This window comes from Paenibacillus sp. JL3B1040, from assembly GCF_057063165.1.
In genome coordinates this window covers 1,119,981-1,136,083 of the sequence record NZ_CM169317.1, presented here as the reverse complement: position 1 = coordinate 1,136,083, position 16,103 = coordinate 1,119,981, and the positions used below count along the sequence as shown (strand labels likewise).

Annotated in this window: 14 protein-coding genes; 4 read left to right on the top strand and 10 right to left on the bottom strand. The window is 56.5% G+C overall.

The window, feature by feature from the left end; all coding sequences use genetic code 11:
- Positions 1-94: 94 nt before the first annotated feature.
- Complete coding sequence (gene alr, locus ACZF99_RS04960; RefSeq protein ID WP_483609554.1) at positions 95-1,273, bottom strand: alanine racemase; 1,179 nt, start codon at positions 1,271-1,273, stop codon at positions 95-97.
- Between the two features lie 80 nt (positions 1,274-1,353).
- On the opposite strand from alr, the gene ACZF99_RS04955 reads away from it, so the two are divergent.
- Entirely contained in the window at positions 1,354-2,640 is a 1,287-nt protein-coding gene (locus tag ACZF99_RS04955) for a PucR family transcriptional regulator (protein ID WP_483609552.1), read from the top strand.
- A 165-nt stretch (positions 2,641-2,805) separates the two neighbouring features.
- Complete coding sequence (ald, locus tag ACZF99_RS04950; protein WP_483609550.1) at positions 2,806-3,939, top strand: alanine dehydrogenase; 1,134 nt, start codon at positions 2,806-2,808, stop codon at positions 3,937-3,939.
- Positions 3,940-4,243: 304 nt separating this feature from the next.
- Here ald and ACZF99_RS04945 read toward each other — a convergent pair whose 3' ends face one another.
- The 5 genes from ACZF99_RS04945 to ACZF99_RS04925 all read right to left on the bottom strand — a co-directional run bounded on the left by ACZF99_RS04945 (position 4,244) and on the right by ACZF99_RS04925 (position 11,308).
- Positions 4,244-5,188: a D-alanine--D-alanine ligase gene (locus ACZF99_RS04945; RefSeq protein WP_483609549.1), complete on the bottom strand. Its 945-nt coding sequence runs from the start codon at positions 5,186-5,188 to the stop codon at positions 4,244-4,246.
- Between the two features lie 59 nt (positions 5,189-5,247).
- Positions 5,248-6,729 carry an aminotransferase-like domain-containing protein gene (locus ACZF99_RS04940; protein ID WP_483612541.1) on the bottom strand — a complete coding sequence of 494 codons (1,482 nt, stop codon included), beginning with the start codon at positions 6,727-6,729 and terminating at the stop codon, positions 5,248-5,250.
- A gap of 111 nt (positions 6,730-6,840) precedes the next feature.
- Complete coding sequence (gene htpG / locus ACZF99_RS04935) at positions 6,841-8,721, bottom strand: molecular chaperone HtpG (protein WP_483609547.1); 1,881 nt, start codon at positions 8,719-8,721, stop codon at positions 6,841-6,843.
- A 122-nt stretch (positions 8,722-8,843) separates the two neighbouring features.
- Entirely contained in the window at positions 8,844-10,022 is a 1,179-nt protein-coding gene (locus ACZF99_RS04930) for a PstS family phosphate ABC transporter substrate-binding protein (protein WP_483609545.1), read from the bottom strand.
- The gene (locus ACZF99_RS04925) at positions 10,019-11,308 is read right to left on the bottom strand and encodes an ATP-binding protein (RefSeq protein ID WP_483609543.1); all 1,290 of its coding nucleotides are present in this window, start codon (positions 11,306-11,308) and stop codon (positions 10,019-10,021) included. The genes ACZF99_RS04930 and ACZF99_RS04925 overlap by 4 nt, the downstream gene beginning before the upstream one ends.
- Before the next feature lie 208 nt (positions 11,309-11,516).
- Between ACZF99_RS04925 and ACZF99_RS04920 the strand changes: the two genes are divergently transcribed.
- Together ACZF99_RS04920 and ACZF99_RS04915 are read left to right on the top strand one after the other, a co-directional pair.
- Complete coding sequence (locus tag ACZF99_RS04920) at positions 11,517-12,167, top strand: YitT family protein (protein WP_483612539.1); 651 nt, start codon at positions 11,517-11,519, stop codon at positions 12,165-12,167.
- Positions 12,168-12,431: 264 nt separating this feature from the next.
- Entirely contained in the window at positions 12,432-13,334 is a 903-nt protein-coding gene (locus ACZF99_RS04915) for a transposase (RefSeq protein WP_483609541.1), read from the top strand.
- A 205-nt stretch (positions 13,335-13,539) separates the two neighbouring features.
- Here ACZF99_RS04915 and ACZF99_RS04910 read toward each other — a convergent pair whose 3' ends face one another.
- From ACZF99_RS04910 to ACZF99_RS04895, 4 genes are all read right to left on the bottom strand, one after another.
- Positions 13,540-14,472 carry a bifunctional helix-turn-helix transcriptional regulator/GNAT family N-acetyltransferase gene (locus ACZF99_RS04910; protein WP_483609539.1) on the bottom strand — a complete coding sequence of 311 codons (933 nt, stop codon included), beginning with the start codon at positions 14,470-14,472 and terminating at the stop codon, positions 13,540-13,542.
- 183 nt (positions 14,473-14,655) lie between these two features.
- Positions 14,656-14,910 (bottom strand): TfoX/Sxy family protein, encoded by a 255-nt coding sequence (locus ACZF99_RS04905; RefSeq protein ID WP_483609537.1) that lies wholly within the window; start codon positions 14,908-14,910, stop codon positions 14,656-14,658.
- A 9-nt stretch (positions 14,911-14,919) separates the two neighbouring features.
- Positions 14,920-15,171: a zinc ribbon domain-containing protein gene (locus ACZF99_RS04900; protein WP_483609536.1), complete on the bottom strand. Its 252-nt coding sequence runs from the start codon at positions 15,169-15,171 to the stop codon at positions 14,920-14,922.
- Between the two features lie 29 nt (positions 15,172-15,200).
- A complete protein-coding gene (locus tag ACZF99_RS04895; RefSeq protein ID WP_483609534.1) occupies positions 15,201-15,866 on the bottom strand; it encodes a TetR/AcrR family transcriptional regulator in 666 nt (221 codons plus the stop codon).
- Positions 15,867-16,103: the final 237 nt, after the last annotated feature.

Here is a 16,103-nt window from a genome sequence, read left to right as displayed (position 1 = left end):
TAACGCAAGAGAAACATATCACGAAAAACCGCGGAAATTCCTCTTTACGAAACCCAAAACTTGGATTATGATGCCAGAGGTATGGTACCTTTTGTTACATGAGTTCCGAAGCATCCGGATAAACGCGCGGCACTCTTGGACCGATCAGACAAACGACTTCATAATTGATCGTCCCCATCCAGCCGGCCACTTCGTCGATCGATATCGTGGCCTCCCCCGCGGCCCCGCCGAAGAGGACGACCTCGTCGCCCGCGCGGACGCCTTCCGCCCCCGTCACGTCAAGCATCGTCTGATCCATGCAGATCCGGCCGATGATCGGGACCCGCTGCCGGCGCACCAGCGCGCAGCCGCGATTGGACAACGCCCGCGACAGGCCGTCGGCATAACCGACCGGGAGGGTGGCGATGATCCGTTCCGATGCCGCGCGGTACGTCCGGCCGTAACTGACGGTGCGGTCCGGTGCGATCCGCTGGAGCGAGGCGATTTTCGTCTTCAACTGCATCGCCTGCCGCAGCGGGTATTCCGGCAGCCGCAGCCGCGCGGAAGGAAATAACCCGTACAGCGCAATCCCGACCCGGATCATGTCGAGATGCATCTGCGGAAAACGCATCGCCGCGGCGCTGTTGCAGCAGTGCTTGATCGGGATGTGCAGGCCGCGGGCTTCCAGGGCGTCAATGCAGTCGCCGAAGCGGGCGAATTGCTCCCGGGTGAACGACGGGTCGGGACCGTCCGCATCGGCAAAATGCGTAAACAAGCCTTCCAGCACGACGAAAGGCGCAGCGGCCGCGGCTTGCTCGGCCAACCCGATCACCGCTTCGACGGAGGGCAAGCCGATCCGGCTCATCCCGGTATCGTATTTCAAATGAATGCGGGCCTTGCGCCGTTGCTTTTTCGCGCAAGCGATCGCCTCCCGCAGCACCTCCTCGGTATAGACCGTTAGGGTGACCCCGTGCCGGACGGCGATTTCGACCCCAAGCGGTGGCGTGTAGCCGAGTACGAGAATAGGCTGTGATATACCGGCGGCCCGAAGCTGCAGCGCCTCATCGACGAGGGCAACACCCAGGTAGTCGGCGCCGGCGCGGATCGCCGCTTGCGCCGCCTGTACGGCACCGTGCCCATACCCGTTCGCTTTGACCACGGCCATCACCCGGCAGCCCTCGGCCGCCTGCTTGCGGAACAGGCCCGCATTATGGGCGATCGCCTCCAGCGATATTTCCGCCCAGGTTTCGCGGTAACCGATGGATGAAGCTCCCTTCGTTTGCGTTGTTGTCATCGTGTTTTCCCTCTTTCCGTTATCGATTTATGAACCGGCCGGGTTTTGTCTTTCTTCCCCCAAAAAGGCGGAACGTTCTTATGCAACCGCACAACATCCTTGAAACGGAGGTGACGCCCTTGCGCGAAGAGCCGAACGATTCATTCGAACCTTACTCCGACAACCTGGAAATGCTGGCGGAAAAAATCAGCGACGCGCTGAGGCGTCCGGTCACGATCGAAGACGCGAACCACCGCTTGGTCGCCTACAGCTCGCATGTGCCGGAAACCGATGCAGCGCGGCTCGCCACCATCGTCGGCCGCCGCGTGCCCGATCAGGTGATCGGCTGCTTGTGGCGGGACGGCGTCCTTCCCCGCCTGCTGGACAGCGAAACGCCGATCCGCATCGGCCCGATCCGCGAGGTGGGGCTGAGCGAACGGGTCGCGATCGCCGTCCGCTCGGGTACCCGGGTTGTCGGATTCATTTGGGTGCTGGAAACCGAAGAGCCTGTTTCGGAACGGGAAATGACCTTATTAATGAAGGCCGCCCGAGCCGCCCGCACCAAAATGGCACAATGGCAGCTCCAGCGCCATAAAGAGGACGAGGCGCATCGGGATCTCTTCTGGCAACTGCTGACGGGCCATCTTCATGGCGAAGCCTCGATCCGCGAACAGGCGAACCGCATCGGGCTGCCGCTCCCCGCTTTTTTTCACGTGGTCGTGCTGCAGTTTGCCGCCGAGGTGAAGGAAATCTGGCAGCGGCAGGCGTTGGAGAAATTCGCCTCCGTCTCCGGCCACAGCCGGATCGTGCTGCGCGCCGTCGATAAGAACCAACTGATTCTGCTGTGCGCCCCGGTCGTGCCGGATTCGATGGACGGAGTTGCCGGCCGCCTCGAGCTGCTTCAGCGGAACCTGCGGTCCTATTTCAAAGCGGATTATGACGGGCTGGCCAGCGGCTGCCTTTACAGCGAATACGGGCGGGTGGAGGACAGCTATCGCGAAGCGTTGCTCCTGCTGCAGGTGAAGCAGCGTTTTCCCGCGGAAACGGGCAATCTGGCGATGTACGGCGATCTCGGCTACTATCGCTATCTGCCGCTCATCTGGCAGGAGATGCGGAAGCACGGCAGCGTAAACGCCCAACTGGTCAGGCTGCGGGCGTACGATCAGGAGCACCACAGCGAACTGCTGCATACGTTGGAGGTTTTTTTGGCGCATGACAGCAATGCCAAGACGGCCGCCGATGCGCTGCACATTCACGCGAACACCCTCAATTACCGGCTGAAGCGAATCGCCGAAATCGGCCGGATCGACCTGACCCGCATGGAGCAAAAAGTAACGTTATATCTGGATCTGAAGGCCGAGCGCTTCGGCGGCAGCCGCGATTTGTGAAATTTCACAAACGCGGCCGTTTTTTTTCTTCGATCTCCACAAACAAAATCTACCGTTCCTGTCCTATACTGATGTCAAATCCATTGACAGGTTTAGCCGATTTCTGGACAAAATAGGCTTTGTGCCGGGAGTGGCGTCAGCAAAATTGACGGAGGAGGATACATCATGATCGTTGGAGTGCCGAAAGAAATCAAAAACAATGAGAACCGGGTAGCCCTGACCCCTTCGGGTGTTTTCTCGCTGGTGCATGCGGGGCATCAGGTGCTGATCGAGACGAACGCCGGGTCCGGCAGCGGCTTTGAGGATACGGAATACGCGGCCGCCGGGGCCAAGGTGGTCACGGACGCGGCGGAGGCCTGGTCCGCCGACCTGGTGATGAAGGTCAAGGAACCGCAGCCGTCGGAGTATGGATTTTTCCGCCAAGGCCTGGTCCTGTTTACGTACCTTCATCTGGCGCCGGAGCCGGAGCTGACCCAAGCGTTGAAGGACAAAGGCGTGACCGCGATCGCCTATGAAACCGTCGAAGTCAACAAAACGCTGCCGCTGTTGACGCCGATGAGCGAAGTCGCCGGGCGGATGTCGGTGCAGATCGGCGCGCAGTTTCTGGAGAAGCCGCACGGGGGCAAAGGCATCCTGCTCGGCGGCGTGCCCGGCGTGAGACGCGGCAAGGTGACGATTATCGGCGGGGGCGTGGTCGGTACGAACGCGGCGCGGGTGGCGATCGGTTTAGGCGCCGACGTAACGATCCTCGATTTGAACGCCGATCGTTTGCGCCAACTGGAGGACATCTTCGGCGGAAGCGTGCAGACGCTGATGTCGAATCCGCAGCACATCGCCGAGGCGGTCGGCGAATCCGACCTGGTGATCGGCGCGGTGTTGATCCCCGGCGCCAAAGCGCCGAAGCTGGTCACGGAAAGCATGGTCAAGGCGATGCGCCCCGGCTCGGTCGTCGTGGACGTGGCTATCGACCAAGGCGGCATCTTCGAAACGGTGGACCGGATCACCACTCACTCCGATCCGACTTATGTGAAGCATGGCGTCGTCCATTACGCCGTCGCCAATATGCCGGGCGCGGTGCCGCGCACCTCGACGCTGGCGTTGGCCAACGCCACGCTGCCCTACGCGCTGGAGATCGCCACGAAGGGTCTATACTCGGCGCTTAGCGAACGGGCCGCCCTGCGCAAAGGAGTGAACGTTGCCGGCGGTGCGATTACGTACGCCTCCGTCGCCCGCGACCTGCGCTACGAATACGTGCCGATTGAGCAAGCGCTGGATTTGGCCGGGAACCCCGCCAACTAGACGGCTTGCGCAGCAGCTTGATCCAAGAGATCCATCCCCTCGGGGCGGGTCCTTTTTTGTCGGTTGCCTACCGGCGGGTCTTATTTGGGAGTTGGCTGCGCTGCTGAGAATACCCCTAAGCGGGAAATGTTGCATAAAATGCAACATTCTCTCCCCAAAGGCCCACCTCAACCGAAAATGTTGTACAGAATACAACATTTTCGCCTAGCTGTAGCCCAACAGCCCTAAAATGTTGTACTTCTTACAACATTTCACAGCCAAAGGCCACAGCTCCGGCAGAAATGTTGTACGAAATGCAACATTTTTACCGTTGCGCCGCCCGGGCAGTAACGCCCTTACCCCGCTCGGCCAGCGACAGCTCGATGATCCGGTCGAGCAGTTCGCCGTAACTCATGCCGGCGTCAGCCGCGCTGCGCGGTAGCAGGCTGTTCGCCGTCATCCCCGGCAGCGTGTTGACTTCAAGCACGTAAGGAACTCCGTCCTTCAGGATCATGTCAACCCGCGCGTAGACGCGGCATTGGAGCAGCCGGTAACAGGCCAGCGCCGCCTCCCGCACCCGCGCCTCCGCTTCGGGCGGCAGCGTGATCGGGCGCTCCTCCGCCCCGCCGTCGCTGTATTTGGCTTCGTAGTCGAACCACTCCGCCCCATTGGACCGGATGCCCAGCACCGGAAGCAGCTCCCCGCCAAGGATCGAGCAGGTGATCTCTTGACCGGACACCATCGACTCGACGACCACGGACACGTCCCAGCGGAACGCCTCCTCCAGCGCGCCGCGCAACAATTCCGGCCGGTCGACGTGCTGCACGCCGATGCTGGAGCCTCCCGCATTCGGCTTGACGAACAGCGGATACGCCAGCCCCGCCAACTGCTCCTCCCAAGCCTCGCTTGCAAACGAAGCACGGTCCAGGAACGCCCCGTCCGGCGTAACAATTCCTTCGGCCCGCAGCAGCCGCTTCGTCAGGTTCTTATCCATGCACAAACTGCTGCTCAACACGCCGCTGCCCGAATACGGGATGCCCAGCGTCTCCAGTGCGCCTTGCACCGTACCGTCCTCGCCAAACGCGCCGTGCAGCGCGAGCAGAGCGAAATCGATGCCCCGCACTTGGTCGATCAACTCCTCCCGCTTCATCACGTCAATCGGGACCACTTCATATTTGCTCCGGTCCAGCCGGCCCACGATTTCCTTGCCCGTCATCAGCGACACCTCGCGCTCCGAGGAGTCGCCGCCCATAATCACGCCAACTTTCATCCGAATTTCCTCTCCTTCAACCGTTGTTTAAGTCCAAGCCGCACTCCAAACATCCGCAGCTAACTCTTATCCCCTAACAGCTTCGCCGCCGTTTCGCCGATCAAGCGAATCCCCTTCTCGATCTCCTCCTCGGGCACGCGCGAGAATCCGATTCGCATCGTGTTCCGCCCGCCGCCGTCGACGAAAAACATATCCCCCGGCGTAAACAACACGCCCTGGTCCGCGCAAAGCTCCAACAGCTTCCACGTATCGAACCCCTCCGCAAATTCAACAAACAGATGCAGCCCGCCGCTGCCCGACAGCCGGGCATACGGCACATAGCGCTCGCAGCATGCCTTCGTCCACTCGTATTTGCGCCGGTACTCCGAACGGGCCCGCTTCAAGTACTTTTCCAGGTTGCCGTTCAGCATATATTGATACAGCAGCGATTGGTCCAACGTCGACGTATGAATGCTGCGCGCCCGCTTGACGCTCTCCAGCACCTCGATCAGCTCCCGGTCCGCCAGCACCCAGCCGACGCGAATTCCCGGGAACAGCACCTTCGAAAAACTGCCCAGATACACCACCCCATTCCCCTGCCCGGCCATGGCAATCAACGGCGCAACATGCGAACCGGAGTATCGCAGCTCCTCGTTGAAGCCGTCCTCGATGACCGGCACCCGGTAGCGGCCGAGCAATTCCAGCAAGGCCAGCCGCTTCTCGGCGGACGTAACGATCCCGGTGGGATTGTGATAGGAGGGCACCAGGAACGCGCCGTCGAACGGCTGCGTCCGAAGCTCCCGCTCCAGCGCCGACAAATCGAGGCCGTCCGGCTCCATCGGAATGCCGGTGATTTCGAACCCGTGCCGCCGCAGGTTTTTGATCGCGGTCTGGTGCGTGGGGTTCTCGCAAAGCATACGCCCGCCCGCGCCGCCGTCCCGCCCGATCGCCGACAGCACGATGTCCAGCCCTTCCGTAAACCCGCTGGTGATCAGCATATCCTTGCCCGTCAGATCCACGCCTTTGCGTTCCATGTAGTTAAGCAAAAGCTCGATCAGCGGTTTATATCCTTTGGCGTATCCGTAATTCAGCAAGACCTGGCCTTCGACCGCCATCCGGTCCAAAAAGGCGCGTTTCACGTTCTCCAAATCGAACAGCCGCTCGTCAGGGGCGATGCTCGTAAACAAAATCTTGCCTTTACCCGCCCGCAGCCCGGGTCTGCCGCGTTTCATATGGTCGAGCTCCACGGACAGCCGGGCTTGCCGGTTCATCCGCTCGCGCCAATCCATCCGCCAAGTCGGGGCCGCATGCCTCCCCGGTGCAGACACCTCGGCCACGAAGTTCCCTTTTCCCGCGACGGCGTAGACGAGTCCTTCATCATGGAGGGCCTCATAGGCGGCAATGATGCTGCCCCGGCTGACGCCCAGCAGCTCCGACAGCTCCCGCGTCGAGGGAAGCCGTTGTCCTGCCTGCAAAGCACCTTGCATCATCAGCCGTTTGATAAAATTACTCACCTGCACATAAACCGGCGTCTCGGCCACCAGCTTGAAATCATTAAACACATGCATCGCCCCCACCCTCATGATGGCATATTCCAGGCCAAAAATAAAAGAACCACCCTCCCGCGTTTTTCGGAAGAAGGTGGTTCCCATTCTCTCGGGCTCCCAGCCCGCTTACACCATCACTTTGCAAATGTCGTTCGTAAATTCGACCGGATCGCTCACCGGCAGCCCTTCGATCAGCAGCGCTTGATTGTACAGCAGGTTCGTGTACAAAGCCAGCTTCTCTTTATCGCTGTCGTAAGCTTTCTTCAGCGACTGGAACACGTTATGGTTCACATTGAGCTCCAGCACCTTGTCCGCTTTGACCGACTGGCCGTCCGCGCCCGGCATCGAGTTAAGCACTTTTTCCATCTCGATCGTCAGCTCGCCTTCCGTCGACAGGCAAACCGGATGGGATTTCAGTCGTTTGGACGCTTTGACTTCCTTCACCTTGCCCGCCAGCAGGTCTTTCATCGCCGCGAACAATTCCTTGTTCTCGTCCGTATCCGCCTTCTCTTCGGATGCTTCGGCTTCAATTCCCAAATCGCCGCTCGACACCGACTTGAATTCCTTCTCCTTGTATTTCATGATCATCTTAATCGCGAATTCGTCGATATCGTCGGTAAAATACAGGATCTCATAACCTTTATCGAGCACCAACTCCGTTTGCGGCAGCTTCTCCAGCCGTTCCACCGATTCGCCGGCGGCATAGTAAATGTACTTCTGGTCCTCCGGCATGCGGGAGACGTATTCGTCCAGCGTGACGAGCTTTTTCTCCTTGGACGAAGTGAACAGCAGCAGATCCTGCAGCACGTCCTTGTTCATGCCGTAGTCGTTATACACCCCAAACTTCAGTTGGCGGCCAAACGACGCGTAGAACTGCTCGTATTTCTCGCGGTCGTCTTTGAGCAGCGTTTGCAGTTGGCTCTTGATCTTGCTTTGGATGTTCTTCGCAATCGCCTTCAATTGCCGGTCATGCTGCAGCATTTCGCGCGAAATGTTGAGCGACAGGTCCTCGGAATCGACCATCCCTTTGACGAAGCTGAAATAGTCCGGCAGCAGGTCGGCGCATTTGTTCATGATCAGCACGCCGTTCGAATACAGCTCCAGCCCTTTTTCGTACTCCTTGGTGTAATAGTCGAACGGCGTTTTCTCCGGGATGTACAGAATCGCGTTGTACACGACAGCGCCGTCCGCCTTAATATGAATATGCGAGACCGGTTTGTCGAACCCGTAGCGTTTTTCCATGTAAAAGTTTTCGTAATCCTCGTCCGTCAACTCGGATTTGTTCTTGCGCCAGATCGGCACCATGCTGTTAACGGTCTGCTCTTCCGTATACGACTCGTATTCGTCTTCGCTGCCTTCCTTCGGCCGGCTGCTTGTGACGTCCATCTTGATCGGGTAACGGATGAAATCCGAATATTTCTTGATGATCGATTTCAGCCGATACTCCTCAAGGTATTCGTCATATTGATCGTCTTCGGTGTTCTCTTTGATTCGCAAAATAATGTCCGTACCGACCTCCGCTTTCTCGCACGGTTCGATCGTATACCCGTCAGTTCCCTTGGACTCCCACTTGCACGCCTCGTCCGAGCCCAGCGCCCGGCTGATTACCGTAACCACGTCCGCTACCATAAACGCGGAGTAGAAACCAACCCCGAACTGCCCGATGATATTGTGGCCGTCCTTCAGCTCGTTCTCGTTCTTGAACGCAAAAGAGCCGCTGTTTGCAATGATGCCGAGGTTGTTCTCCAGCTCGTCCTTCGTCATCCCGATCCCGGTATCGGATATCGTCAAGGTGCGGGCTTCTTTGTCCGCCTTGATCTTAATGAAGTAATCGTCCTTGTTGAATACCAGCTGGTCATCGGTCAACGCCCGGTAATAAATTTTATCGATGGCATCGCTAGCGTTCGAGATCAGCTCGCGCAGGAAAATCTCCCGCTGCGTATAAATCGAGTTGATCATCATCTCCAGCAATCTTTTCGATTCGGCTTTAAACTGCTTTTTTGGCATGAAAACAGATCTCCTTTCGCCGTATGAGATAACTTGGTTAACAATATATTAGCACTCTGGAGGGCAGAGTGCTAATTCCTACTTCTTAGTTTATCGATCGTGAATTCGAGTGTCAATACGTTCTAGGGGGAGACCGGCGTATAACCCGTTTGCTCCACTAAATACTGCCCCTGCGGCGATAAGATCCACTCGATCAGCTTCTCCACGTTCGGATTGTCGCTGCCCGCCGTAACCGCGTAGAACTCTGCCGCGAACGGGTATTCGCCGCTGGCGATGGTCGTCCGTTCCGGCTTCACACCGTCAATGTCCAGCAGGCGGATATTCCCGTTCCTCACCATCTCGGTGGCATAGAACAGGAACGAATAACCCAGCGCGTTCTTATAGTTGCGGTAATCCGCGGTCCGTGAAATAATGCCGCCCATCCCGGAGGCAACATTCTCCTCAGGCGGTTTGGCCAGCTCCCGACCGTCCATCACCCGAACCAGCATCGTTTGGCTGCCGCTGTCCTCCGGCCGTTGAAACGCTCGGATGCTTCCGTCGCCGCCGCCCACTTCGCCCCAACGGGTGATTTCCCCGGAGTAGATCCCGCGAATCTGCTCCGTCGTCAACCCGCTGACCGGATTCGACGCATTGACGAAAAAGACGAACGCCTCGCGCCCGATCGGGGTGAACTTCAGCTCCTTGCCTTGCTTGCGGGCGGCAGCCTTTTGCCCTTCCGACGGCGCGGCGACGAAGATGATATCCGCCCGACCTTCAATCAGATTCTTATAAGCCTCGGGCGTTGTGTTCACCATGACCTCGCTTTGGTAAAGGTCGTACTCCTGACGCGGATATACCGCTTGCGCAAACGCGGCGTAAAGCGGATAAAGCGCCGTTGCCCCGTCGAGCCGCGGGAGATCCTTCGCGATCGTCAACTTCGACGGTTCCCGCAGCACCGCCAACTTGCCCGTGTCCCCGAAAGGCCGGTACGGCTCCATGTTTACCTCCTGGTCTCGAACGACCGGAATGCTGTTATGGTAAGCCTCGCGGAGTTCGTACACCGCCGTCGTCAAGCCACCCAAGATAAGGATGGCAAGCATTGACGCATACAATTTGCGCCGGTGCCGTATCGGCAAGAAGATAAAAAAGGCCAGAAAACCAACCAGCACGACCGCCGCGACCAGGACCAAGGGGGCGTAGAATATCGCTCCGCCCGAAAAAGAAACGATCAACCCGGCGAATAATCCAAGAAACAAAATCACGCCGGACAACAGCACGCACAAAACAATTTTCGCCACAAGTTCTCCGCCTTGCCTGCTCATGCTTCAATTCCCTCCCTTGCTTCTTCATTTCGGGTATAAATCGGCAAAGTAATCGTAAACTTCGTCCCCGCTCCAGGTTCGCTCTGCACGTTCACCGTACCGCCGAACGAGAGGATCGCCTGGTAGGAGAACGTCATGCCCAGCCCTGTTCCTGACGACTTGGTCGAGAAATAAATCGACCCCAGCCGCTTGGCCTGCTCCTCGGTCATACCGATTCCGTTATCCTGGATGGTTAACGTAACCTTGCGCGCCGCCACTTGCAACCGCAAGGTGACCTTCCCCTGGGCATGAGGCACCTCGGCGCACGCTTCTACCGCGTTTTTGATAAAATTCACGAGCACTTGCTTCATTTTATCGGGATTGGCCAGAATCCATACCGGCTCCGAAGGATGGCCGATTTCGAGCAACACGTTATGCATATTGGCATACGGGCTCATGACATCCTTCGTGATCCGCAGCAGTTCCTCCAGGTCGGTAGGCTCCTGCTTATCGCCGATCGGCTTGGATATGGACAGATACTCGGACAGAATGTATTCCGTGCGTGCGATTTCGCTCATGCAGATTTCAATATAGCGCTCGATCCGCCCCCGATCCGCCGCGCCATCGCGGATCAGCGTGAGAAACCCTTTCACCGCGGTCAGCGGATTCCGAACTTCATGAACCAACGAAGCCGCCACGTGGCTGATGGCCCGAACCCGCTCATTTTGCGCGTAGGAGATGAATAATTCCTTATCGGTGACCGCTTTTCTGAACAAAGTGATCAGCATCCAGCATCCAACCAGGTTCTGCATCGGAATGACCAATAAGTGGAAAGTCAAGTTTTGAGTCACCGATTCCGGATGCTCCAGGTAAACGAATAGAAGCGGCGTTACGGAAAAGAACACCCCGGCCAGCAATAAAACCAGCGACTTCCGTTCGGACTTCCGGTACATGCGGTACAGCAGGTAAGAGCCCGGAAACGTCACCAGCGTAATTATCATCGCAATGAAAGTCCCGTCGCCTCCGATGTATAAACGGTACAGGACAAATTCCGCCAAAAGCGCAAACCCCGTTTTCAACCCGCCAAAAATCATGCCGAAAAATAGGATCGTATACCTAATATCGTAAAAATATCCGTTAACCACGCTAGCTCCGAAAGTCATCGAAAGGAACAAGCAAATCATACTGGAAAACGCAATGAATTTCGGTGTATAGGTCCGGGACTGGTCCCGATAGTACACGCTGAACATGACGAACGGCATATGGGCAAAAAACAGCTGAAGAATAACATCCTTAAGAATGGTCATGCGCGCTCACCCTTCATCGGCTGATATGGGTTTCACCCTGTTATGTATAACCCTTTTATTCCATATTTCACCCTCTAAACCCTTTTTCTCCGGCAACAAAACATAGAAGGCGGATGCGTCTTTGGCATGTCCGCCCATTCGGGCGCATAGGCTGTAGTAGCAGGACTAGCCTGCCATTCCATCTTCTTGAAGGATGATTTTCGTGTCGATGAAACGCTCCCCGGTCCGGGCTTATTTTCTGCGCCGTTTGTGGCAAAAAAGCTCCCATATCTTCGCCGGCTCTCTGATCCAGGGCTTCGCCATGGGCGTTTTCCTGTTCCCTCATTCGATCCCTTCCGGTGGAGGCGCGGGGATCGCCGTACTGCTCAACTACTGGTTCGGGTTGCCGATGAGCCTCGGCTTATGGTTGACCAACATCTCCTTCCTTCTGTTCGCCGTCCATTATTTAGGGCGGATCAGCGCGATCGGTACCATCATGGTCATCACCGTGACTTCAGTTTCCGTCAACTATTTTGAAGTGTATTTTCATACCCCCTTTGCCAATGTTTGGATCAATCTGCTGGCGGGCTCCCTGTTACTCGGGATCGGCATCTCCGTCCTGTTCAGGGAACGGGTGACGAACGGCGGGATCGGCTTCGTCGCGCTTGCCATTGCGAAGCGGAAACGGTTTAACCCCGGCTCCGCTTTGTTTTGGATGAATGGGGGAATATTTCTCCTTACGGCGCTCGTCATCGATTGGAAAATCATCATTTTGGCTCTGCTATGCCAATGGCTGTCCACTCGGATCGTCAAATGGCTGCACACCCCTTCGGTCCTCGGCAAACGCCCGTTGTATTTGCTGGCCTGGCGAAAGAAATAAGGTTCTTCCTGCACCCTGTTCCTGTCTTTCCTTTAAATGCATCCTTTCCGTCCTCCCGCACCTTGCTGCTTCTCGCCTTGCTGAATCCCTGCCATCTCCTCCTCCACGGCCCCCTTCACACGATTATCCCTATTGGTCAGGAATCTGGGATTCGGTAAGGGATAAAAAATCAAGATGATAGACTTGAAATGAGAACACTTGTTTGGTATAATTTAACACAAAGGGAACGTGTGTACGCATTCTTTTTTTGAGGAGGGAAGAACTATGGAGGTATCTGCGGAATCGATTCTTCAACCATTCGGCGGACGTTATTCTAGCGAGGAGGAATGCATGGAGGCGTTGATTGCGATGAAGTGGCCGAACGGCTTTGTCTGTCCGCGCTGCGCTTATAATCGTTGCAGCCGCGTGACTTCCCGGCGAATCCCTTTGTTCGAGTGCGGAAGGTGCGCACATCAAACATCACCTTTGGTCGGCACGATTTTTGAAGGAACGCATCTGCCTCTGTTGAAGTGGTTCCAGGCGCTGGAGTTGTTCCTACTCCCTGATGGTATCTCAGCGACGCGGCTGAGCCAGGTAATCCGGGTAACGTATAAGACCGCATGGCTGGTGCTGCACAAAATTCGCCATGCCATTGGGGAGATGGATGACCGGGAACTGTTAAGCGGAGAGGTGAAGGTGAACAGCGATCAGTATGGGTTCGATCCGTCCAGGGGGTATTTTTCGTATCCCCATGCCTTAGCCGTTGTAGCGGGATGCACGGTAACGGAAACGGGGGAGCCGGAACAGGTCAAAATTCGTTTGGTGCCGCAAGATCGCGGCGACGGAAGAAGGGCGAGACGCCGCGATCTTGCCGCGTTCGTCACCAATCATGTGGAGGTGTGCACATCTGAAGTGCAATTGTTTCCTCTGGCCTATCGGCTGTATGTGCCTTTGCGGAAAGTGGTGAGAGAGGCACGGAAATCACTGACGAGTACCTATGTAGCCTTGGGACAGAAGTATCTTCAGGCGTACCTGAACGAGTACACCGTGCGCCGGCGTCTGCGCCTGTCTGAAGCGCAAGAGACGATGCGCCGGAAATTGCTGCACATGTGTGTGGCGACTCCGGCGATCCCTTACCGCCAACTGGTCGCATGCCAACCGAATAACTCCCTTTCGATTGCAGCCTGAAAATAAGGCGCCGTGTTTGCTGAGGGAAGCTTGCTGACTAGCATAATTTCTCCATATTCCAATCTAACAATCCGGTTCTATATCCAACTGCTTCGTTGCTCCTACGCGTTTGACTCTTGTTCTTAACCTGATCCATCGGGATAATCATGCAAAGCGGCCGGATGGCACGGTATTGACATGCAGGTCGGCATCCGGCAAACGAGCTTCACCCCAACTCAAGCTCATAGGTTAATTCCAGCAAAGGTTTGCCCCAGGCGTCGTTCGGATGCTCCGCGACTTTGACGAATCCCGCCTTGGTATACATGCCGATAGCTTGCTGCTGATCTTCCGTGGTTTCCAGGAACACCTTCAGATATCCCTTCTGCCGACAATAGTCCACCGCTTCGTTCAACAGCCGACTTCCCAAACCGATCCCCCGGTATTGCGGGTGAATGAGAAACCAACGCAGTTGAGCCGTTTGGGGCGAATGCTCCACGATAGCGATCGCGCCGATCATGTTGCCGCCCACTTCCGCAAACCAGAAACGGCCCTTCTCCGGAAGATAATGTTCGAAAAAATCGTAAAACGTTCTGCATACATATCCCTCAAAGCGGTGATTGTAGCCAACCTCTTGATACATCCAGCCATGCAGATGAATCAAATAGCCCGCGTCCCCGGGCCGCAATTCGGTGCGAATGCGAATCTGCTCGCCACTGATCGCCGGTTTGTTGGATAACGCCGCCTCGATCGATTTCATGCCGTCGATAAGCCGCCGCTGCCGTTCGGCCGGCAAGCCGCTGATCATCTGATAGACCTGGCCGTCGGACAACGAATCCAAGTGGGCCAGCGTCTCTTTTCCCTGATCGGTCAGGTATAGATAAAACAGGCGCCCGTCCTTCTTCGATTGTTCCCTTCGGGTCAAGCCCAAAGTCTCAAACCGTTTAAGCATCCGGCTCAAATACCCCGGATCCAGACTCAACTCTTCGATCAGCCGCTTAGCCGTGCACGACTCCATATGTCCGATCTCATACAATACCCGGGCTTCCGATAACGAAAACTCGCTGTTCAGCATGTGCTGATCCAATAAACCGAGAATATTCGTATAAAATCGGTTGAAACGGCGAACGACTTGGATTAATGGTTTGTAGACGGAGTTCATGGTTTCCTCCCCCGAATGAACGATTTGTTTTGTACCTTATCATAATCAAATTAATTGACTAAGTCAATTAATTATTTGACCTGGTCAAGTTTATATCGAAGTTAATACGAAAAGACCACCCCAAGGATGGTCTGCCGAATTGCTTCGCATGAAGCAATTACTTACCTGCAAAGCATATTCCTCCTATTTTAACGATTGAAAAAAGTCTTTAAGCTCCCGCTTGGTCTCATCGGATAATTGATTTTTGCGGATGCCGCGAACGGCCCCCTCCAAGGCATAGAGCATATGCAAGCAGGCTCCGGAATCCAGCAGCTTCAATCTCATAAAAGCTTCGCGGCTGCCCATTTCCGCCAATTGCTCCGGCGTTTTCACGCCGGCTTGCCTCAGCTTGCGCTCGGCGACCGTACCGATGTTGGGGAGCTCATGCAGTTCGTCCATCGCGCTCCCCTATCCTTCCCGCAGTTGGTCCCGCCAGGCCGGAAGCCGCGACATCATGCTGCGGGCGGCGGACTTGGCCGCGCTCCCGTCAAGACCTTGAGTGCGGACAATAAAAGCGGTCATGGAGTCCAGCTTCTCCTCAAGCGACTGCATCGAGCCGTCCGGCCGAGAGCAATGCACGCAATAATCTTTGCTCGTGTCGCCCATGGCGTATTCGCCCGGCTCCTGCATCGGCATGCCGCAGGCAATGCAAGTTTTCATATTCAACGCTCCTTCGTCATCATGGATTTTTACTTTGCGAGCAAACTTAAGTAATGCTCCAGCAGTTCCTCCCCGTAACGCTTCAGTACGGAGCCCTCCGGGGCAAAAAGATCATCGTTGGCCAGGTAGTAATGAAGCAATCCGATCCAGGTGTTGAACAGCAAATGCAACGGCAGCGGCCGGATCGAGCCGGCCTCCATCTCCCGTGCGGCGGCCTCGCAAAGATGATGGGAGACGACCGATTGGATCGCGGTCAAGACATGCCGCGCACCGTCCGGCAGCAGCCGGCTTTCCTTGACCAGCCGGGCGTAAAAGGGCTCCGCTTCTCGAAGCCCGGCCAAATGGGCTTGCAGCACTTCGCGCAAACTGCCCCCCCGGTAAGCCAGCTCATGCAGCCTGGCGGCCACCCGCGCGCCAAACTCCCCGATGACCGCGTCCAACAGCGCCTCCTGTGTGGCAAAGTGGGCAAACACGGTCCCGTGCGATACGCCCGCCTCCCGGGCAACATCTGCGGTCCGGGTGGCCAGCAGCCCGTTTTGGGCATACAGCGACAGCGCCGTTTCGATCAGCCGCAACCGCGTTCGCTCTTTTTGCTGCTGCCGTTGCGTCTTGGCCGGCTGCCCGTTGTCCTCGCGTATCAAGGCGGCGCCTTCGCCGGGTTCGGCCATTTTCTTTGGATCGGTTCGTTTGTTCATTCGCCTCCTTCTCCTTTCTTCATCTCGCATACTATTTTCATTGAGTCAAAACTCAGTGACTATATACTCAATATAGTTCCAAAGCTGCAGATTGTCAACATCCGGTGTTTCTTTTTGTTTGACGAAATGAAAAGAGGGTCGTCCCTCAGTCATCCTGGATGACATTTGGGACACCCTCTTAATTTCCAATCTAATCATTTCCGCCTATGGCCCACGCCAGAAAAGCAGCCGGTAATA